Source organism: Streptomyces sp. NPDC028419, from assembly GCF_055565515.1.
In genome coordinates this window covers 133911-152527 of sequence record NZ_JBVHUE010000014.1, presented here as the reverse complement: position 1 = coordinate 152527, position 18617 = coordinate 133911, and the positions used below count along the sequence as shown (strand labels likewise).

The 18617-nt window shown below is 72.1% G+C and carries 20 protein-coding genes; 8 read left to right on the top strand and 12 right to left on the bottom strand.

Going from position 1 to position 18617, the window contains the following annotated elements:
• Positions 1 to 2: 2 nt before the first annotated feature.
• Positions 3 to 857: an SDR family oxidoreductase gene (locus ACZ4UB_RS18480; protein WP_468071347.1), complete on the bottom strand. Its 855-nt coding sequence runs from the start codon at positions 855 to 857 to the stop codon at positions 3 to 5.
• Between the two features lie 175 nt (positions 858 to 1032).
• On the opposite strand from ACZ4UB_RS18480, the gene ACZ4UB_RS18475 reads away from it, so the two are divergent.
• Entirely contained in the window at positions 1033 to 1392 is a 360-nt protein-coding gene (locus ACZ4UB_RS18475) for a winged helix-turn-helix transcriptional regulator (RefSeq protein WP_468071414.1), read from the top strand.
• Between the two features lie 47 nt (positions 1393 to 1439).
• Here ACZ4UB_RS18475 and ACZ4UB_RS18470 read toward each other — a convergent pair whose 3' ends face one another.
• The 6 genes from ACZ4UB_RS18470 to ACZ4UB_RS18445 form a co-directional block, all read right to left on the bottom strand.
• Positions 1440 to 2519: a 2-oxoacid:ferredoxin oxidoreductase subunit beta gene (locus tag ACZ4UB_RS18470; protein ID WP_468071345.1), complete on the bottom strand. Its 1080-nt coding sequence runs from the start codon at positions 2517 to 2519 to the stop codon at positions 1440 to 1442.
• The gene (locus tag ACZ4UB_RS18465) at positions 2512 to 4455 is read right to left on the bottom strand and encodes a 2-oxoacid:acceptor oxidoreductase subunit alpha (protein ID WP_468071343.1); all 1944 of its coding nucleotides are present in this window, start codon (positions 4453 to 4455) and stop codon (positions 2512 to 2514) included. The genes ACZ4UB_RS18470 and ACZ4UB_RS18465 overlap by 8 nt, the downstream gene beginning before the upstream one ends.
• A 223-nt stretch (positions 4456 to 4678) precedes the next feature.
• Positions 4679 to 5338, bottom strand: a complete 660-nt coding sequence (locus ACZ4UB_RS18460) for a response regulator transcription factor (RefSeq protein ID WP_330335137.1) — start codon at positions 5336 to 5338, stop codon at positions 4679 to 4681.
• A 337-nt stretch (positions 5339 to 5675) separates the two neighbouring features.
• Complete coding sequence (locus ACZ4UB_RS18455) at positions 5676 to 6797, bottom strand: LLM class flavin-dependent oxidoreductase (protein ID WP_354381896.1); 1122 nt, start codon at positions 6795 to 6797, stop codon at positions 5676 to 5678.
• 119 nt (positions 6798 to 6916) lie between these two features.
• Positions 6917 to 7702 carry an SDR family NAD(P)-dependent oxidoreductase gene (locus ACZ4UB_RS18450; protein ID WP_354381821.1) on the bottom strand — a complete coding sequence of 262 codons (786 nt, stop codon included), beginning with the start codon at positions 7700 to 7702 and terminating at the stop codon, positions 6917 to 6919.
• Between the two features lie 13 nt (positions 7703 to 7715).
• Positions 7716 to 8663, bottom strand: coding sequence for an LLM class F420-dependent oxidoreductase (locus ACZ4UB_RS18445; protein ID WP_468071340.1), 948 nt, complete (start codon positions 8661 to 8663; stop codon positions 7716 to 7718).
• 277 nt (positions 8664 to 8940) lie between these two features.
• Between ACZ4UB_RS18445 and ACZ4UB_RS18440 the strand changes: the two genes are divergently transcribed.
• Positions 8941 to 9600, top strand: a complete 660-nt coding sequence (locus tag ACZ4UB_RS18440) for a transmembrane-type terpene cyclase (protein WP_468071338.1) — start codon at positions 8941 to 8943, stop codon at positions 9598 to 9600.
• Here ACZ4UB_RS18440 and ACZ4UB_RS18435 read toward each other — a convergent pair.
• The 4 genes from ACZ4UB_RS18435 to ACZ4UB_RS18420 all read right to left on the bottom strand — a co-directional run bounded on the left by ACZ4UB_RS18435 (position 9572) and on the right by ACZ4UB_RS18420 (position 12759).
• Positions 9572 to 10408 carry a L,D-transpeptidase family protein gene (locus tag ACZ4UB_RS18435; RefSeq protein ID WP_468071336.1) on the bottom strand — a complete coding sequence of 279 codons (837 nt, stop codon included), beginning with the start codon at positions 10406 to 10408 and terminating at the stop codon, positions 9572 to 9574. The genes ACZ4UB_RS18440 and ACZ4UB_RS18435 overlap by 29 nt on opposite strands.
• 53 nt (positions 10409 to 10461) lie before the next feature.
• Positions 10462 to 10728: a glutaredoxin domain-containing protein gene (locus tag ACZ4UB_RS18430; protein ID WP_468071334.1), complete on the bottom strand. Its 267-nt coding sequence runs from the start codon at positions 10726 to 10728 to the stop codon at positions 10462 to 10464.
• Positions 10729 to 10798: 70 nt separating this feature from the next.
• Positions 10799 to 12103: an ATP-binding protein gene (locus tag ACZ4UB_RS18425; protein WP_468071332.1), complete on the bottom strand. Its 1305-nt coding sequence runs from the start codon at positions 12101 to 12103 to the stop codon at positions 10799 to 10801.
• Positions 12100 to 12759, bottom strand: coding sequence for a response regulator transcription factor (locus ACZ4UB_RS18420; RefSeq protein WP_467956166.1), 660 nt, complete (start codon positions 12757 to 12759; stop codon positions 12100 to 12102). Before ACZ4UB_RS18420 ends, ACZ4UB_RS18425 begins: the two co-directional genes overlap by 4 nt.
• A gap of 90 nt (positions 12760 to 12849) precedes the next feature.
• On the opposite strand from ACZ4UB_RS18420, the gene ACZ4UB_RS18415 reads away from it, so the two are divergent.
• From ACZ4UB_RS18415 to ACZ4UB_RS18390, 6 genes are all read left to right on the top strand, one after another.
• The gene (locus ACZ4UB_RS18415) at positions 12850 to 13362 is read left to right on the top strand and encodes a hypothetical protein (RefSeq protein ID WP_468071330.1); all 513 of its coding nucleotides are present in this window, start codon (positions 12850 to 12852) and stop codon (positions 13360 to 13362) included.
• Positions 13344 to 14546, top strand: a complete 1203-nt coding sequence (locus ACZ4UB_RS18410) for a peptidoglycan-binding protein (protein WP_468071328.1) — start codon at positions 13344 to 13346, stop codon at positions 14544 to 14546. Before ACZ4UB_RS18415 ends, ACZ4UB_RS18410 begins: the two co-directional genes overlap by 19 nt.
• Entirely contained in the window at positions 14543 to 15358 is an 816-nt protein-coding gene (locus tag ACZ4UB_RS18405) for an ABC transporter ATP-binding protein (RefSeq protein WP_468071326.1), read from the top strand. Before ACZ4UB_RS18410 ends, ACZ4UB_RS18405 begins: the two co-directional genes overlap by 4 nt.
• Positions 15358 to 16575: an ABC transporter permease gene (locus ACZ4UB_RS18400; RefSeq protein ID WP_468071324.1), complete on the top strand. Its 1218-nt coding sequence runs from the start codon at positions 15358 to 15360 to the stop codon at positions 16573 to 16575. Before ACZ4UB_RS18405 ends, ACZ4UB_RS18400 begins: the two co-directional genes overlap by 1 nt.
• A 71-nt stretch (positions 16576 to 16646) precedes the next feature.
• Positions 16647 to 17102, top strand: coding sequence for an NUDIX hydrolase (locus tag ACZ4UB_RS18395; RefSeq protein WP_468071322.1), 456 nt, complete (start codon positions 16647 to 16649; stop codon positions 17100 to 17102).
• A gap of 60 nt (positions 17103 to 17162) precedes the next feature.
• Complete coding sequence (locus ACZ4UB_RS18390) at positions 17163 to 17720, top strand: GNAT family N-acetyltransferase (protein WP_468071320.1); 558 nt, start codon at positions 17163 to 17165, stop codon at positions 17718 to 17720.
• Between the two features lie 5 nt (positions 17721 to 17725).
• Here ACZ4UB_RS18390 and ACZ4UB_RS18385 read toward each other — a convergent pair whose 3' ends face one another.
• Positions 17726 to 18598 (bottom strand): trypsin-like serine peptidase, encoded by an 873-nt coding sequence (locus tag ACZ4UB_RS18385; RefSeq protein ID WP_468071318.1) that lies wholly within the window; start codon positions 18596 to 18598, stop codon positions 17726 to 17728.
• Positions 18599 to 18617: the final 19 nt, after the last annotated feature.

Sequence of the window (18617 nt, the reverse complement as noted above, 5' to 3'; positions counted from 1 at the left end):
GCTCAGGCCAGGGCGGCCGCGATGGCGGTGGCGATCGGGGTGGTCGGGCGGCCGATCAGCTTGGCCAGGTCCCCGCTGGTGCCCGCGAGCCGGCCGCGCGAGATGGCCGCGTCCACGTCGACGAGGATCGCCGCGAAGCCCGCCGGGACGCCGGCGCCGGTGAGGATGTCGAGGTGCGCGTCCGCCGGGACGGCCGCGTAGGCGATCTCGCGGCCGGACTGCGCCGCGACCTCGGCGGCGTACTCCGCCAGGCTCCAGGAGGTGTCGCCGCTGAGCTCGTAGACCTTGTTCAGGTGGCCCTCGCCGGTCACCACGGCCGCCGCCGCGGCGGCGTAGTCGGCGCGGGCCGCGGAGGCGATCCGGCCCTCGCCGGCGCTGCCGACGACCGCGCCGTGCTCCAGGACGTTGCCCAGCTGGGCGGTGTAGTTCTCGTGGTACCAGCCGTTGCGCAGGAAGGTGTGGGGCAGCCCGGAGTCGAGGATGAGCTGCTCGGTGACGCGGTGCTCGGCGGCGAGGTCGAAGTCGGCCTCGGGGCCGCCGAGGATCCCGGTGTAGGCGAGCTGGGCCACCCCGGCGGCCTTCGCGGCCTCGATCACCGCGGTGTGCTGCGGCACCCGCTGGCCGACCTCGCTGCCGGAGATCATCAGGACCCGGTCCCCGGCGCGGAAGGCGCCCTCCAGGCTCGCGGGGTCGCTGTAGTCCGCGACGCGCACCTCGACGCCGCGCGCGGCGAGGTCGGCGGCCTTGGCCTCGTCGCGGACGACGGCGGCGATCTCCGTGGCGGGGACGGTGGCCAGCAGGTCCTCCAGGACCAGGCGGCCGAGGGCTCCGGTGGCTCCGGTGACGACGATGCTCATGGGGTGCTCCTTCGGGGGTTCCTGCGGTGGATGACACCACCCTACGGAGCACGCTAACTATTTGTAAGTACCCACTTTGAAGTAAGGTACTGGCATGGAAGTAAGTGTCGAAGTACCGGAAGTGCCGGAAGTGCCGGAAGTTCCGGAAGTTCCGGAAGTGAGCGTCAAGGCCCCCATGTGTCCCTCCCGGGGCGTCCTGGAACACGTCACCAGCCGCTGGGGCGTCCTGGTACTGGCCGCGCTCGTGGAGCGGTCGTTCCGCTTCAGCGAACTGCGCCGCGAGGTGGGCGGGGTCAGCGAGAAGATGCTGGCCCAGACCCTCCAGACGCTGGAGCGCGACGGCTTCGTGCTGCGGGTCGCGCAGCCGGTGATCCCGCCGCGGGTCGACTACTCGCTCACCCCGCTGGGGCGCGAGGCCGCCGAGCAGGTGTGGGCGCTGGCCCGCTGGACGGAACGCCGTACGGGCGAGGTCCAGGCCGCCCGCGCGGCGTACGACGGGGCCCGCGCGGCATACGACGGGGCCCGGACCCCGTAGCCGTCGGCCGGGATCCGGGCCCCGTGCGCGGGGCCGTGGCGCCGGGCTCAGCCGACGACGGTCCAGTTGTCGTTGCCCGTGAGCAGGGTGCTCAGATCGCCCTTGCCGTGCTGCTCGATGGCGGTGTCGAGCTGGTCGGCCATCTGCGTGTCGTAGACGGGGCGCTCGACGTCGCGGAACACGCCGATGGGCGTGTGGTGCAGGGTGTCCGGGTCGGCGAGGCGGGAGAGCGCGAAGGCGTTGGTCGGCGACGTGGTGCGCGCGTCGTGGACCAGGACGTCGGCCTCGTTGTCCGGGGTGACCGTGACGACCTGCAGGTCGCCGGTGGCGCGGTCGCGGACGACGCCCTTGGAGCCGTCCGTCCCGAAACGGATGGGCGCTCCGTGTTCGAGGCGGATGACGGCCTCCTGCGCCTGTTCCTGGTCCTTGAGGACCTCGAAGGCGCCGTCGTTGAAGATGTTGCAGTTCTGGTAGATCTCGACGAGCGCGGTGCCCTGGTGGTCGGCCGCGGCGCGCAGGACCTCGGTGAGGTGCTTGCGGTCGGAGTCGACGGTGCGGGCCACGAAGGTGGCTTCGGCGCCGATCGCGAGCGAGACCGGGTTGAAGGGCGCGTCGAGGGAGCCCATCGGGGAGGACTTGGTGAGCTTCCCGACCTCGCTGGTGGGCGAGTACTGGCCCTTGGTCAGCCCGTAGATCCGGTTGTTGAAGAGCAGGATCTTGAGGTTGACGTTGCGCCGCAGGGCGTGGATCAGGTGGTTGCCGCCGATGGACAGGGCGTCGCCGTCACCGGTGACGACCCACACCGACAGGTCGCGGCGCGAGGTCGCCAGGCCCGTGGCGATGGCGGGGGCGCGGCCGTGGATGGAGTGCATCCCGTAGGTGTTCATGTAGTACGGGAAGCGGGAGGAGCAGCCGATCCCGGAGACGAAGACGATGTTCTCCTTCGCCAGTCCGAGCTCCGGCATGAAGCCCTGGACGGCGGCGAGGACGGCGTAGTCGCCGCAGCCGGGGCACCAGCGGACTTCCTGGTCGGACTTGAAGTCCTTCATCGACTGCTTGGCCTCGGCCTTGGGGACCAGCGACAGCAGCGTCGGTGCCTGGGCGGGGGCGTCGGTGACCTCAGTCATTGATGGCCTCCTGGAGGACCGTGGCGAGCTGTTCCGCCTTGAAGGGCATGCCGTTGACCTGGGTGTACGAACGGGCGTCGACCAGGTACTTCGCCCGGATCAGGGTGGCCAGCTGGCCGAGGTTCATCTCGGGCACCACTACCTTGTCGTAACGCCGCAGGACCTCTTCCAGATTCCTGGGGAAGGGGTTCAGGTGGCGCAGGTGGGCCTGGGCGATGGGGGTCCCGGCCAGGCGCAGCCGGCGTACGGCCGCGGTGATCGGGCCGTAGGTGGAGCCCCAGCCCAGCACGAGGGTGGTCGCCCCGTCGGGATCGTCGAGGTCGAGGTCGGGGACCTGGATGCCGTCGATCTTGGCCTGGCGGGTGCGGACCATGAAGTCGTGGTTGGCCGGGTCGTAGGAGATGTTCCCGGTGCCGTCCTGCTTCTCGATCCCGCCGATGCGGTGCTCCAGCCCCGGCGTGCCGGGCACGGCCCACGGGCGGGCCAGGGTCTGCGGGTCCCGCTTGTAGGGCCAGAACACCTCGGTGCCGTCGGCGAGCTGGTGGTTGGGGCCGTCCTGGAAGGGCACCCGCAGATCGGGGAGGTCGGTGACGTCCGGGATCCGCCAGGGCTCGGACCCGTTGGCGAGGTAGCCGTCGGAGAGCAGGAAGACGGGCGTCCGGTACGTCAGCGCGATCCGCGCCGCGTCCAGCGCGGCGTCGAAGCAGTCGGCCGGGGTCCGCGGCGCCACGATCGGAACCGGGGCCTCGCCGTTGCGCCCGTACATCGCCTGGAGCAGGTCGGCCTGCTCCGTCTTGGTCGGCAGGCCCGTCGAGGGCCCGCCGCGCTGGATGTCCACGACCAGCAGCGGCAGCTCCAACGACACCGCCAGCCCGATCGTCTCCGACTTCAGCGCCACGCCCGGCCCGGAGGTGGTCGTGACCGCCAGCGAGCCGCCGAAGGCGGCCCCCAGAGCGGCCCCGATCCCCGCGATCTCGTCCTCGGCCTGGAAGGTCCGCACGCCGAAGTTCTTGTGCTTGGACAGCTCGTGCAGGATGTCGGAAGCCGGGGTGATGGGGTACGAGCCCAGGTAGAGCGGCAGGTCGGCCTGCTGCCCGGCCGCGATCAGCCCGTAGGACAGGGCCAGGTTCCCGGAGATGTTGCGGTAGGTCCCGGTCGGGAAGGCCTTCGTCGCGGGCGCGACCTCGTAGGACACCGCGAAGTCCTCGGTGGTCTCCCCGAAGTTCCAGCCCGCCCGGAAGGCGGCCACGTTCGCCTCGGCGATCTGCGGCTTCTTCGCGAACTTCGCGCGCAGGAACGCCTCGGTGCCCTCGGTGGGCCGGTGGTACATCCACGACAGCAGGCCCAGCGCGAACATGTTCTTGCTCCGCTCGGCCTCCTTCCGGGAGAGCCCGTACTCCTTGAGGGCCTCCACGGTCAGCGTCGTCAGCGGCACCGGGTGCACGTTGTACGCCTGGAGCGAGCCGTCCTCCAGCGGCGAGACCGCGTAGCCGACCTTCGCCATCGGGCGCTTGGTGAACTCGTCGGTGTTCACGATGATGTCCGCGCCCCGCGGCACGTCGGCGATGTTCGCCTTCAGGGCGGCCGGGTTCATCGCGACCAGCACGTTCGGCGCGTCACCGGGCGTGAGGATGTCGTGGTCGGCGAAGTGCAGCTGGAACGAGGACACGCCCGGCAGGGTGCCGGCGGGCGCCCGGATCTCGGCAGGGAAGTTCGGCAGCGTGGAGAGGTCGTTGCCGAAAGAAGCCGTCTCGGACGTGAAGCGGTCACCGGTGAGCTGCATGCCGTCACCCGAGTCACCCGCGAAACGGATGATCACACGGTCCAGCCGACGGACTTCCTTCTCGCCGGGACCCGCGGGCGTGCGCTGTCCACCGACAACAGCACCCCCGGCCCCGTCGGCCTGCTCGGCTGGGCTACTGACCTGGCTGGTCACTGAACTGGACCTCCTTCGAGGCGTGGCGTTCGCAAGGTCAACCCTACGTCGGTAAGGGTGTCCTTCCTTGGGCCGCTCATATGCTGGACCGTCCCGTGGGACGGCCTGGTCCGGAGTGTCTCCCGCCGCGCAAACCATCGGTGAGGAGACACTCCGCCGTCAGGTTCTCCGACACCCCCGTCGTGCCAGGCGCTCCAGCATTGCCTGACAGGGTGTCAGTTGATCAGGATCTCAGATAGGTGAGGACGGCGAGCACGCGCCGGTGATCCCCGTCACTCGGCGACAGGCCGAGCTTCATGAAGATGTTGCTGACGTGCTTCTCCACCGCTCCGTCGCTGACCACCAGCTGCTTGGCCACCGCCGAATTCGTCCGCCCCTCGGCCATCAGCCCCAGCACTTCGCGCTCGCGCGGCGTGAGCCCCGCCAGTACGTCCTGCTTGCGGCTGCGGCCCAGCAGCTGGGCGACCACCTCCGGGTCCAGGGCCGTGCCGCCCCGGGCCACCCGGACCACCGCGTCGAGGAACTCGCGCACCTCGGCCACCCGGTCCTTGAGCAGGTACCCCACGCCGGTGCTGGAACCGGCCAGCAGTTCGGTGGCGTACTGCTCCTCGACGTACTGCGACAGCACGAGCACGCCGATCCCGGGGTAGTCCTTGCGCAGCCGTACGGCCGCCCGGACCCCCTCGTCGGTGTGGGTCGGCGGCATCCGTACGTCCGCCACCACCACGTCCGGCAGCGCGTCCTCCGCCGCCAGCTCCGCCACCGTCTTGATCAGGGCTTCCGCGTCCCCGACGCCGGCTACGACGTCATGCCCCCGGTCGGTCAGCAACCGGGTCAGGCCCTCACGCAGCAGCACTGAATCCTCGGCGATGACCACCCGCACCCTGTCTTCCACGACTCAGCAGCTCCCGCGTCCCTCGTTGTCGATCCCTGGCACAGCCAAGCATCCCAGCCTCGGGGCCGAGTCAAGGCCGCTCCGGGCCAACAAGTCCGCGCCCACCCCCACTTTGCGAGGTCGCCCGCCCCAACGGGCCTTCCGGCCCACAAAAAAAGGGGCCCGAAGCTCCACCCCGCCGGGCCAAGGTCAGCCCCGCCGGCGTTTGAGGCGCGGGTCCGGGCGGAGCCCCGGGCCCCTTCCAGTCGGGCCGGGCCCACTTCAGCCTCGCCGGCGTTTGAGGCGCGGGGTCCGGGGCGGAGCCCCGGCAACCGGCGCCGCGGGATCAGACCGCGTCGCGGAAGCGGGTCGTCCGGTGCACCGGGTCCGTGTCGATCTTCGGGATCACGTGCTCCCCGATGAGCTTGACGGTGTTCATCGTGTCCTCGTACGAGACGCCGGTCGGCAGGCCGAAGGACAGCTGGTCGGCGCCGGCCTGCTCCCACCGCTTGCACTGCTGGAGCACCTCGGACGGGTCGCCGCAGATCAGCAGCTCCTCGGCGATCAGCAGCTCGATGATCTCCGCGTTGTACTCGGGGAGGATCTCGGGCCACTGCGGGATCGCCTCGGGCCGCGGGAAGGTGTCGTGGTAGCGGAAGACCAGCGACTGGAAGCGGTTCATGTTCGCGTTGACGGCGATCTCGACGGCCTTGTCGTGGGTCTCGGCGCAGATCGCGGTCGAGGTGACCATGACGTTGTCGTTGACGAAGGCGCCGATGGCCTTCGCCTCCTGGATGGCCGTCTTGTACTGGTCGAGGACCCAGCTCATGTCCGAGACCTTCTGGACGCTGAAGCCGAGGACGCCGAGGCCCTTCTTGGCGGCCATGGCGTACGAGGACGGGGAGCCGGCGGCGTACCACATGGCCGGGTGCGCCTTGCCGTACGGCTTGGGGAAGATCTTCCGCGGCGGCAGCGACCAGTGCTTGCCCTGGAACCCCTCGTACTCCTCCTGGAGGAACATCTTGGGGAACTCCGCGATGGTCTCCTCCCAGATCTCCTTGGTGCCGTTCATGTCCTCGATGCCCGGGAGGAAGCCGAGGATCTCGTGACTGCCCGCGCCGCGGCCGGTGCCGAACTCGAAGCGGCCCTTGGAGAGGTGGTCGAGCATGGCGACCTTCTCGGCCACCTTGACCGGGTGGTTGACCGGGGCGAGCGGGTTGAAGATGCCGGAACCGAGGTGGATGCGCTCGGTCGCGTGGGCGAGGTACCCGAGGAAGACCTCGTTCGCCGAGAGGTGCGAGTACTCCTCCAGGAAGTGGTGCTCGGAGGCCCAGGCGTACTTGAAGCCGGACTTGTCGGCCTGGATGACGTACTCGGTCTCCTCGATCAGCGCCTTGTGCTCTGCCTCGGGGTCGACCTTGGAACGCGCCTCAGCCACGTATCCCTGCACAAAGAGCCCGAATTCCAAGGGGTTCACCGTCCTTAGGTTTCTGACGTTGCGTCAGATTTGATGGGCTTGACTGTTCCACCGAGCACCGGAGCCGTCAATACCTGACGCTCCATCAGATGCCGGCCACGGATGCCGCGTCAGAGGATGCTGACGCCGGCCATCCAGCCGCCGTCGATCACGAACGGCTGGCCGGTGATGTACGAGGAGTCCTCGCTGGTCAGGAACAGGGCCAGGCGCGCGATCTCGTCCGGGCGGCCGACCCGCCCCATCGGCACGACCCGCTTGTAGAGGTCCGCCATCGCGTCCCGGGCCTCGTCCGTCATCCCCGCCGGGTCCAGCAGCCCGGGGTTGGCCATGGGCGTGTCCACGGCGCCCGGGCACATCGCGTTGACCCGGATGTTCTTGGCGGCCAGCTCCAGCGCGGCCACCCGGGTCAGCCCGAGGATGGCCGCCTTGGTGGCGGCGTAGCCGCCCACGTAGGCCATGCCCGTCAGCCCCGTGTAGGAGGAGGTGTTGACGATGGTGCCGCCGCCCGCCGCCTCGATCTCTGGGGCGACCGCCTTGATGCCGAGGAAGGCCCCGACCTGGTTGACCTGGATGATCTGCTGGAACTCCGCCAGCGGAGTGCTCACCAGCTCGTTGAAGCGCAGGATGCCGGCGTTGTTGACCAGGCCGTCGATCGCACCGAAGGCCTCCTTCGCGGCGGCCACGGCGGCCGCCCAGTCCTCCTCCCGGCTCACGTCCAGCCGTACGTACCGGGCCCGCTCCTCCCCTATCTCCTTGGCCACGGCGGCGCCCTGCTCGTCCAGCACGTCGCCCAGCAGCACCTTCGCGCCCTCGGCGGCGAAGATCCGGGCCTCCTGCTCGCCCTGGCCGCGCGCCGCCCCCGTGATGATGACGACGCGCCCGTCCAACTTGCCCATGCCGATGCCCCTGTCAGTCGTTGAGGAGGGGGCCGACCTCGGCCCCGAAAGCGCTGATCTGGTCGACCAGTTCGGCCCGGTCGCGGCTGCGGAAGCGCACCTGGATCTGGTCCATGCCGAGCGCCGTGTACGCGCGCAGGGACTCGGCCAGGGCCTCCGCCTTGCCGGTGAGGGTGCGCCGGCCGGTGTCCCAGCCGGGCTCGCCGACGTACAGCGGCTCGGTGATCGCGCCCATCTCGATGGGCGCGGTGACCCCGGCGGCCGCGCGCAGCTCGCGGATGCGGGCCACCTGCGCCGGGAGCTTGTCCCGCGGATCGCCCTGCGGGAGCCAGCCGTCACCCCGTACGGCCGCCCGGCGCACGGCGGCGGGCGAGGACCCGCCGACCCACACCGGGATCCGCTCCTGGGCGGGACGCGGCAGCTGGCCCAGGTCCTTGAAGGCGAAGGTCTCCCCCTCGAACTCCGGGTACTCCTCGGGCCCGAGGGCCGCCCGCAGCGCGTCGAGGGTCTCGTCGAGCAGCGGGCCGCGCCGGGCGAAGTCCACGCCGAGGGCCTCGAACTCCTCCTGCACGTGCCCGGCGCCGACGCCGAGGATCAGCCGGCCGCCGCTGAGGTGGTCGAGGGTCGCGTACTGCTTCGCGCTGATCAGCGGGTGCCGCAGGCCGACGATGGCCACGTGGCTGAGCAGGCGCACCTGCTCGGTGATCGCGGCCAGGAAGGACAGGGTGGCGACCGGGTCGTACCAGACGGTGCTCATGGGCCCGGCCATCCGCCGGGGTATCGCCACGTGGTCGCAGGTGGCGAGGTAACCGAATCCGGCCCGGTCCGCGGCCCGCGCGACCTCGGCGAGGTCGGCGGCCCCGGCCGACGCCTCCCAGGGCTCGGCGTAGATGGTGCTCTGCGACTGGATCGGGAGCTGCATCCCGTAGACCAGCCGACCTTCCGGAAACACACGCGCCATGCCGTCCCCGCCTCGCCTTCGCCGTCACCGCCACCACCGCGACCGCCTCGCCATCACCTGACGATTCGTCATACGGATGCCGGGGCCCATCGTCGTAGCTGACGGATCGTCAGGCAAGGGGTACGACGGCACGGGGGCGGCGGGGCCGGGCGACGGGGGCGGGGGCACCGGGGCGGTGGGGGCCGCGGTGGACCTCGGCCGGTCAGCGGGCTAGGGTGCGGCGCCAGGGCCGGACGCGGGGTGCGGATCCGGGGTGGCGCGAGTGCGGGAGACGTGCGTGGAGCTGTTCCTGACCCTGGTCAGCGGGATCGCCTGGACCATCGTCTACGTCGAGGCCATCCGGCTCGGGCTGCGCCGGCGGACGTACGCGATGCCCGTGGCCGCGCTCGCCCTGAACTTCGCGTGGGAGACGACGTACGCCGTCAACGACGTCCTCGGCGGGATCTCCGCCCAGGGGGTCGTCAACATCGTCTGGGCACTCGCCGACGTGGTGATCGTCTACACGTACTTCCGCTTCGGCCGGGCCGAACTGCCCGCCTTCGTCACCCGGCCGCTCTTCGCCGCCTGGGGCGTACTGGTCTTCGCCGCCGCCTTCGCCGTGCAGTGGCTCTTCCTCGCGCACTTCGGGGCGCACGACGCCTCCCGCTACTCGGCGTTCCTGCAGAACCTGCTGATGTCCGGGCTCTTCATCGCGCTGTTCGCGGGGCGCGGCGGGGCGCACGGGCAGAGCCTGGTCATCGCCGTCGCCAAGTGGCTCGGCACCCTCGCCCCGACCGTGCTCTTCGGGGCGATCGAGGACGCGCCCTTCATCCTCGGGCTCGGCGTGCTGTGCTGCGTCTTCGACCTCGCCTACATCGCGCTGCTGGTCCGCGACCGGGGAGCCGGGGCGGCAGCGGGGCGGGCCGCCGTCAGAAGCCGGCCGGCCCCATCACGATGACCGGCTTCGCCGCCGGGTCCAGGGTCTCCAGGACCTTGCGCATGCCCTCCTTGGGAATGCCGACGCAGCCCTGTGACGGACCGTCGTGGTCCACGTGGAGCCAGATGTTCCCGCCCTTGGCCTCGCCCTCCGGCTTGGTCGGGTCGAGCGGGGACGCGCCCCGCTTGCGGTTGAAGTCGACCGCGACCACGTAGTCGAAGGACCCGGCCAGAGACTCGCCGTTGACACCGCGGCCCGAGGGGACGAAGGAGCTGTCCTTGTCGTACGGGAGCCGGGTGCCGGGCGGAGCGGCCAGCAGCCCGCCCGCGTCGGTGAGCGAGAACACGCCCTGCGGGGAGGTCAGGTCGCCGTACGCGCGCTCGGTGGACCACCCCTTGGCCCCGTTGCGGGCGGGCCAGCTGCCCACCGGCGACCAACGCCCGCCCGCCTGCGCGCGGGTGTAGAGCGCGGCGGTGCCCTCCGAGGAGTCCTTGGCCCTGCCGGTCACCAGGACCAACTGGCGCGCGTCCGCCGGAATCCTGGCCCGGGTCGCGTCGCTGACCCCCGGGAGCCCGCTCAGGCCCTCCCGCTCCGCGCCCCGGGCGGCCCGGGCGCCCGTAGCGTCCCCGCCGGCGCGCGCGTGCGCGTCCAGCGCCGCCTCCGTGCGCCGCTCCCGGTCACCCCGGTCGTGCACGGCGTACGCCCACCCCGCCGAGCAGGTCAACAGCCCGACGGCGGCGGCCACGACCACGCTCCGGGAGGACCGGGAACGGGTACGGGTACGGGGGCCGGTACGGGCGCTGCTGCGGGGTCGGGCGTGCTTGCTCATGCGTTCGACCGTACACAGCCGCCCCCGGATTCCCTTCACCGGTCAACGAGTGATCATCCGCGACCTCGGCCCGCCAACGCCCGACGGACCTCCCTCAGCCGGGGATTGACCATGCTCCGCTCCGTGCCGTCGGCACTGCGGACCCGGACCGTCGGGACCGTCTCGTTGCCGTCCGCGACGCTTCGGACGAAGGCCGCCGCTTCCGGGTCGCGCCATATGTTGACGGGGCGGTAACGGGTGCCGGTCAGCCGCATCTTGAGCCACAGCTTCATGCAGAACACGCACCCCGGCCGCCAGTAGACGGTGATCTCAGCGCTCATGGCGACACACCCTACGGCCGGCCCGGGATCGGCTCTGCGGCCGGCTCCACGACGGACCCGGCGGCCGGCTCTACGACGGACCCGGTGCGGCGGACCGCGGCGGCTTCGGGCGGGAGTCGGCGGGGAAGCGGATGCTGATCGTCAGGCCGCCGTCCGGAGCCGGGTTGGCCTCCGCCGCCAGCTCCGCGCCGTGCGCCCGGGCGATCGAGGCGACGATCGAGAGCCCCAGCCCCGCGCCCTCCCCCGCGGTGTGCCGGCGCTCCGCGCGCCGCCGGAACGGCTCCAGCAGCCGGGCCACGTCCTCGGGCGGGATCACCGGGCCGGTGTTCGAGACCGTCAGCACCCCGCCCGCGGAGGTGCGCAGGGTGATCCGGCCACCGGGGCGGTTGTGCCGGACCGCGTTGGCCAGCAGATTGCGGACCAGGTGGCCCAGCAGCGGCCGGTCCCCCGTCACGAGCAGCGGCGCCAGCTCCCGCTCGACCACCAACCCGGTCGCGCCCGCCGTCACCGCCCCCGCGCCGTCCGACCACTCGGCGGCCGACGGCTCCACCGCGGAGAGTTCCGCCGCGGCCAGCGCCGCGAGGTCGACCGTCTCCGTGCCCTCCAGGCCCTCCTCGGACACCGCGAGCAGCAGCAGCGACTCGATGAGGTGCTCGCTGGAATCCGCGACCCCGATCAGCTTGTCCCGGATCCTGGCGACCTTCCGCGGATCCGGGTCCCCGGCCAGCCCGATCTCCGCAGCCGCCCGCTGCACGGCGAGCGGGGTGCGCAGTTCGTGGGCCGCGTTCGCCGCGAACCGCCGCTGCGCGCCGACCAGGTCCTGCATCCGGTCGAGCATCCCGTCGAAGGTGTCCGCGAGCCGCTTCAGCTCGCCCGGCGGGGCGTCCAGGCCGATCCGCTCGTGCAGGTTCTCCCCGGACAGCCGCCGGGCCGTCTCGGTGATCACCCCGACGGGCCGCAGCACCCGCCCCGACATCCACCAAGCCAGCCAGATCGACAGCGCGGCGAACACCGCGAGCGCGACCAGCGACACGGTCAGCAGCTCGTGCAGGGCGGCCTGCTCGGCGGCGCTGCTGAGCCTGCGCGTGGCCGCGTACATCGCCACCTGGTCCGGCGACGAAGGCACCACGTCGCCGGGCAGGCGCTGCGCGGGCACGGGGTAGTGCTGCCCCTCCTGGAGCACCTGGGTCTGGTTGAGCGCCGGGGCGTAGGTGGTGACGGCCTGGTTGATGCGGCGGAAGAGGCCCTGGCGGACCAGCAGGTTCAGCAGCGCCACGAGACCGCCGCCCGCGAGCACCAGCAGCGAGCCGTACAGCGTGGTCAGCCGGGCCCGCTCGCCGCGGGGCAGCAGCCGGGCCCAGGGGGAGCGGCTCACCGGGCGATCCGGTAGCCCGCGCCCGGCACCGTCTCGATCAGCGCGGGCTCGCCCAGCTTGGCGCGCAGCTTGCTGAGCGTGACCCGTACCGCGTTCGTGCTGTAGCTGGTGTCCGCCTCCCACACCTGCTCGATCAGGTCCTCGTTGCTGATCACCGCCCCCTGCGCCCGCAGCAGCGTCTCCAGCACCGCGAACTCCTTGCGCGACAGGGCGAGCCGGTGCCCGTCGCGGACCGCGCTGCGCCGCGCCGTGTCCAGGGCGATCCCGGCGGCCTCCAGGACGGGCGGCAGCGCGGGGCGGGCGCGCCGGCCCAGGGCGAGGACCCGGGCGAGCAGCTCGTCGTAGGCGAAGGGCTTGGTCAGGTAGTCGTCGGCGCCCAGGCCCAGGCCCTCCACCCGGTCGCGGACCGTGCCGGAGGCGGTGAGCATCAGGACCCGGGTGAGGAGGCGCTCGCGCACCACCTGGCGGCACACCTCGTCGCCGTGCAACCCGGGCAGGTCCCGGTCCAGGACCAGGACGTCGTACTCGCCCAGGCGCAGCCGCCGCAGGGCCTCCAGGCCGTCGCTCGCCTCGTCCACGGCCAGCGCGTCGCGGCGCAGCCCCTCGGCGATCATCTCCCGGAGGAACTCCTCGTCCTCCACCACCAGAACTCGCATGGTGTCCTCTTTACCCGAGAGCGACATTTCGTCGTTGTAAGCGCGGGCCCTTAGAGAAGCGAAACCCACGTCTCGCGCACGCTTCGACGCATGAAGCAATCCACGACCATGACCACGGCCGCCCTCCTCACCGGGATGGCCCTCTTCGTCACCGCGTGCGCGGGCGGTGTCGGCGGCTCGGACGGGAAGAAGGACGACAAGAAGGAGTCGTCGAACTCCGCCTCGGGCGGTGGCGGCAACTCCGGCGCGGACGCCGACAAGGCGCTCAAGACGCGCAAGTGCCTGCGCGACAACGGCATAGACGCCCCCGACCCGAAGCCCGGCGAGGACGCGCGGGGCATGGTCCTGGGCGGGGGCGGGGGCGACCCGGAGGCCATGAAGAAGGCCTTCGAGAAGTGCGGCCTCCAGGCCCCGGGCTCCGGTCAGGTCTCCCAGGCGGACAAGGACAAGGCGCTGAAGACGGCCAAGTGCATGCGGGACCACGGCTTCGACGTGAAGGACCCGGAGTTCAACGGCGGTGCGATGAGCGCGAACACGTTTCCCGACGGCGTGGACAAGGACGCCTTCATGGCCCAGATGAACAAGTGCAGCGCCGAGAAGTGAGTCGGCGCGGCAAGTGGGTCCTGGGCTCGGTCGCCGTCGTCCTGGCGATCTCGGGCGGCGGGTACGCCGTCGTGGCGCAGGCCGGGACGGACGGCAAGGACGCGAAGCAGCAGCGGACGGACGGGCTGCCGGGTGCGACGGCGCCGGTCACGCGCGGCGACCTGAGCTCCGGGCTCACGGTGGACGGCACGCTCGGGTACGCGAAGGAGCGCAAGCTCGGCGCGGCGGGAGCGGGATCCGGAGCGGGAGCCGGTGGCTCGGGCGGGACGGGCGGTGCGGGCGGATCAGGTGCTCCGGGCGGCTCCGGCGGGGGCGGCTCCGCGACCCTGACCTGGGTCGCGCCCGCCGGCTCCTCGATCGAGCGGGACGGCAAGCTCTACGAGGTCAACGGCAAGGCGGTGCGCCTCATGTACGGCACCACCCCCGTCTACCGGACCATGAAGAGCGGGGACAAGGGCGACGACGTCAAGCAGCTCAAGCGCAACCTCCAGGCCCTCGGCTTCGGCGTCGGCCTGGACGCCTCGGACGGCACCTTCACCGACGGCACCGCCACCGGCGTCAAACGCTGGCAGAAGTCCCACGGCCTGAAGGAGACGGGCGAGATCGGCAAGGAGGACATCGCCTTCGCGTCCGGTCCGCAGCGCGTCCAGAAGAACGACATGGCGGTCGGCGACGAGGCGGGGTCCGGCAAGCCCGTCATGACCCTGACCGGCACCGAGCGCATGGTCCGCTTCCAGCTCGACGTGGCCAAGGCGGGCGCGGTCAAGGCCGGCGACCCGGTGAGCGTGAGCCTGCCCGGCGGCGGCACCGCCAACGGCAAGATCGAGTCGGTGGGCAGCACCGCCAACCCCGACGATCCGCCCACGGGCGGCGGCGGGGGCGGGGGCGGGGACAAGAAGCCGAAGGTGCAGGTGGAGGTCACCCTCGACGACGCCGCCGGTGCCAAGGGCGCCGACCAGGCACCGGTCTCGGTGAACCTGACCGGCCAGGTCCGCAAGGACGTCCTCTCGGTACCGGTCAACTCGCTCCTCGCCCTGGCCGAAGGCGGCTTCGGCGTCCAGGTCGTCGAGAACGGCAAGGTCCGCGAGGTCAAGGTCGAGCTGGGCATGTTCGGCAAGGGCCGGGTCGAGGTGAAGGGGGACGCCCTCAAGGAGGGCATGCACGTGGGAGTCCCCGCGTCATGACCGACCCCACGGACCCGAACGAACCGACGGACCCGAACGACCCCACGCCCCCGGTCAGCCCCGCACACCCCACCGAGCACACGGTCCCGATCGCCCGGTACGCCCACCCGGTCGTCGAGCTGACCGGCGTCACCAAGGAGTACCCCGGCGGGGTCGCGGCCCTGCGCGGGGTCGACCTCACCGTCCTGAGCGGCGAGCTCCTCGCCATCGTCGGGCCGTCGGGCTCGGGGAAGTCCACCCTGCTGCACATCGTGGGGACGCTGGACCGGCCGACCGCCGGACGCGTCGCCATCGCCGGGTACGACATCGCCGCCCTCTCCGACCGGTCGCTGTCGGCCCTGCGCTCGCGCCACGTCGGCTTCGTCTTCCAGTCCTTCCACCTGGTGCCGGGCATCAGCGCCCGGGCCAACGTCGCCGAGGGACTGCTCTACTCCGGCCTCTCCCGGGCCGAGCGCGGGCGCCGGGCGGAGCGCGCCCTGGAACGCGTCGGCCTCGGCGACCGCATGGACCACCGGCCGCACGAACTGTCCGGCGGCCAGAAGCAACGCGTGGCGATCGCCCGCGCGGTCGCCGGCGAGCCGGACCTCCTGCTCGCCGACGAACCGACGGGCGCCCTCGACACCGCCTCCGGCGAATCGGTGATGGAACTGCTGCACGAGCTCAACCAGGACGGGGCCACCATCGCCGTGATCACCCACGACAACGAGATCGCGGCGAGCCTGCCCCGGCAGGTCCGCATCCGCGACGGCGAGGTCGTCGCGGACGTGTGGAACGCGGGCGCCGCCCGCACCGACGCGGCGGGGGTGGCGTGATGGGGGCCCGTACGAAGTCCCGCGCCCGCAAGCTGTCGCCGCCGCGCCTCGGGCCCCGGGACGTCCTGCACGTCGGATCGGCGGGGCTGCGCTCACGCCCCATGCGCGTGTTCCTGTCCGCGCTCGGCATCGCGATCGGCATCGCGACGATGATCGCGGTGGTCGGCATCTCCTCGTCCAGCCAGGCCAAGCTGCTCCAGGAGCTCGACAAGCTCGGGACGAACATGATGGTCGCCACCCCGGCGCCGTCGATGTACTCCGGGCAGGACACCCGGCTCCCGAAGGAGGCCCCGGGCATGATCGCCCGGATCGACGGGGTCGAATCGGTCGGTACGACGGGCGACGTGAAGGAGTCGGTCCGCCGCAGCGAGAACATCCCCCCGGACGAAACGGGCGGCATCGCCCTCAAGGCCGCCAAGGACGACCTGCTCGAGACGCTGCGCGCGCGGATGCGCAACGGCACCTGGCTCAACGACGCGACGGGCCGCTACCCCTCCGTCGTCCTCGGGCACGTCACGGCCGAGCGCCTCGGCATCACGCAGCCGGGCGGCCAGGTCTTCATCGGCGGCCGGTACTTCACCGTCATCGGCGTCCTGGACCCGATCCCGTTGGCGCCGGAGATCGAGCGCTCGGCGCTGATCGGCTGGCAGGCCGCGCAGGACCTGCTCGGCTTCGACGGCCACCCCACCTCCATCTACGAGCGTTCGACGGACGACCGCGTGCGGGCGGTCCGCGGCCTCATGGCCAAGACCGCCAACCCCGCCTCGCCGGGCGCGGTCGCCGTGACGGACCCCTCGGCGGCGCTCCAGGCGAAGGCGGCCACCGAAGGCGCCTTCAGCACCCTCCTGCTCGGCCTGGGCGGCATCGCCCTGCTGGTGGGCGGGGTCGGCGTGGCCAACACGATGATCATCTCGGTGCTGGAGCGACGGCACGAGATCGGGCTACGGCGCTCCCTGGGCGCGACCAAGGGCCAGATCCGGGTGCAGTTCGTGACGGAGTCCCTGCTGCTGTCGGGGCTCGGCGGCCTGGCGGGCATCGCGCTCGGCGCGATCGCCACCCTGGTCTACGCCCGGGCCGGCGACCTGCCCTGGGTGGTCCCGTTGTGGGCGGTCACGGGCGGCTTCGGCGCGACGCTGCTGATCGGTACGGTCGCGGGCCTCTACCCGGCGGTGCGGGCGGCCCGGCTGTCCCCGACGCTGGCGCTGCAGGCGGCATAGGCCGCGTGGGCGACACGGGACCCCCCGCAAGCCCCTACGGCCCGCGGGGGGTCCCGTCGTACATTGATCTGATGAGAACTCCACGGCAGGCAGCGCGAATTGTCGTCCTCTCCCCCGCCGGATCCGTCTTCCTCTTCCGCGAGAACAACATCGAGGTCGGGATCCACTGGCTGCCGCCCGGCGGCGGGATCGATCCCGGCGAGAGCCCCGAGGAGTGCGTGCGGCGCGAGCTGCGCGAGGAGACGGGCTGGACGGACCTCGCCCCGCAGCGGCTGCTGTGCACGTGGGAGCACGACTTCACCCACCAGGGCGTCCCGGTCCGCCAGCACGAGCACATCTACGTCACCACCGGCCCGCACCGCGACCCCGTCCCGGAGGACCCGGCCGCCCACTGGCGGTGGCTCTCCCCGCAGGCCCTCGCCGCCCTCGGCGAACCCCTGTGGCCCCCGCTGCTCCCGGCCCTCCTGGCCGCCGAGCCGACGACCGGCCCGGTCCACATGGGACTGGTGGAGCAGGTCATCGGCTAGGGCGCCGGGCGAGCGCGCTGGTCACAGGGGCGCGCTGCCGGGCTGTGCTTCCATACGGTGGTGAAGAAGGAGAGCATCATCGCGCCCGGGGGAAGCCCGGTGCGCGGTGTCCGGGACCGCGCCGATCGCGACCTCGACGAGTGTGTCCGCGTGCTCGCCGAAGTCCACGAGCGGGACGGCTATCCGGTGAACTGGCCCGATCGCCCCGCCGAGTGGCTGGCGCAGCCGTCGCTGTTCGCGGCGTGGGTCGCGGAACGCGCCGGCCGCGTCGTCGGTCACATCGGTCTGTCCCGGAGCGGGACGGGCGACGTGGCTCCGGGTCTGTGGAGCGACCGTGAGGACGTGAGCGTCGAGAGGACCGCGGTGGTCAGCCGATTGTTCGTCGCTCCGAGCGCGCGGGGCGACGGGATCGGCGCGCTGCTGATGGCGCGGGCCGTGCGGGAAGCACACGGTCGCGGACTGCACCCGGTCCTCGATGTCGTGGCCTCGGACACGGCGGCCGCGGCCCTGTACGAACGCATGGGCTGGGAGCTGCTGGCCACCGTCGAGCAGCGGTGGAGCCCGCGACAGACCGTTGCCGTCCACTGCTACGCGGCCGGGCGACCGCACGGCGGGTAGGGCGGTCAGGCCCTGGGGGCGGTGGCCTTCGCGTAGAGGGCCCCGGCCCAGTCGCCGAAGACCGTGCTGGTCGAGACGTCGTCGGTGTCGCCGCCGGTCAGGATGCCGATGATCTTTCCGTCGCGGGCGATCCAGGCGCTGCCGCTCGTGCCGCCGGGGAAGTCCGCGCAGTCGAAGCGCTGCTCGGTGGCGCTGTCGCGGATCGTGACGGCGGTGCAGGTGCGGGGCACCTTGCGGTCGGCGGGGTAGCCGGTGACGGTGACCTCCTCGGCCGTCCGGCCGGAGACGTCGAGGGTCGCGGAGCCGGTGACGTCCTCGACGTTGCGGCCCGCGGAGTCCGGGGCGAGCCGGGCGAAGGCGAGGTCGAAGGCGTCGTCGTTGCCGTCGGACCAGCGCTCGTCCTCGAAGACCTTCTCGACCTTCCAGGTGCCGTACGGGGCCGCCCCGTTCGCGTACGCGGGTGCGAAGACCGGCCCGGCGTCGCCCTGGTCCCCCTCGACCAGGCAGTGCCCGGCCGTGACGATCATGTTGCGGCCCGCGCTGTGCACCACGGTCGCCGTGCAGAAGTGGTCGCCGTCCAGACCGCCGGTGAACAGCGCCCCGGCGATGGCCGTGGGCTTGTCGGGCGGGGACGAGGGCGCGGGCTTCCCCGAGGCGGCGGGGGCAGATGAGCCGCCCGGGGCCGGAGTGGCCAGCTGTGACTGCGTGGACGATTGCGATCGCGACGACGAGGGGGTCGGCCGCTTGGGCGCGGGCGCGGCCTTGACCTGACGGGACGGCTCGGACCCGGGGGTCGGCACCACCTCGGTCATGGCCGCGGAGGCGCCGAGCGCCGCCACCGCGCACAGCACCACCGTCACCACGGTCCGCTTGTCCACCACAGCCACTCCTCCCGCT

What these genes read in the sequence shown, in the direction of transcription:
- ACZ4UB_RS18480 (WP_468071347.1), bottom strand. Translation starts at nt 857, where the DNA reads ATGAGCATCGTCGTCACCGGAGCCACCGGAGCCCTCGGCCGCCTGGTC.
- ACZ4UB_RS18475 (WP_468071414.1), top strand. Translation starts at nt 1,033, where the DNA reads ATGTGTCCCTCCCGGGGCGTCCTGGAACACGTCACCAGCCGCTGGGGC.
- ACZ4UB_RS18470 (WP_468071345.1), bottom strand. Translation starts at nt 2,519, where the DNA reads ATGACTGAGGTCACCGACGCCCCCGCCCAGGCACCGACGCTGCTGTCG.
- ACZ4UB_RS18450 (WP_354381821.1), bottom strand. Translation starts at nt 7,702, where the DNA reads ATGGGCAAGTTGGACGGGCGCGTCGTCATCATCACGGGGGCGGCGCGC.
- ACZ4UB_RS18445 (WP_468071340.1), bottom strand. Translation starts at nt 8,663, where the DNA reads ATGGCGCGTGTGTTTCCGGAAGGTCGGCTGGTCTACGGGATGCAGCTC.
- ACZ4UB_RS18435 (WP_468071336.1), bottom strand. Translation starts at nt 10,408, where the DNA reads ATGAGCAAGCACGCCCGACCCCGCAGCAGCGCCCGTACCGGCCCCCGT.
- ACZ4UB_RS18430 (WP_468071334.1), bottom strand. Translation starts at nt 10,728, where the DNA reads ATGAGCGCTGAGATCACCGTCTACTGGCGGCCGGGGTGCGTGTTCTGC.
- ACZ4UB_RS18420 (WP_467956166.1), bottom strand. Translation starts at nt 12,759, where the DNA reads ATGCGAGTTCTGGTGGTGGAGGACGAGGAGTTCCTCCGGGAGATGATC.
- ACZ4UB_RS18415 (WP_468071330.1), top strand. Translation starts at nt 12,850, where the DNA reads ATGAAGCAATCCACGACCATGACCACGGCCGCCCTCCTCACCGGGATG.
- ACZ4UB_RS18405 (WP_468071326.1), top strand. Translation starts at nt 14,543, where the DNA reads ATGACCGACCCCACGGACCCGAACGAACCGACGGACCCGAACGACCCC.
- ACZ4UB_RS18400 (WP_468071324.1), top strand. Translation starts at nt 15,358, where the DNA reads ATGGGGGCCCGTACGAAGTCCCGCGCCCGCAAGCTGTCGCCGCCGCGC.
- ACZ4UB_RS18395 (WP_468071322.1), top strand. Translation starts at nt 16,647, where the DNA reads ATGAGAACTCCACGGCAGGCAGCGCGAATTGTCGTCCTCTCCCCCGCC.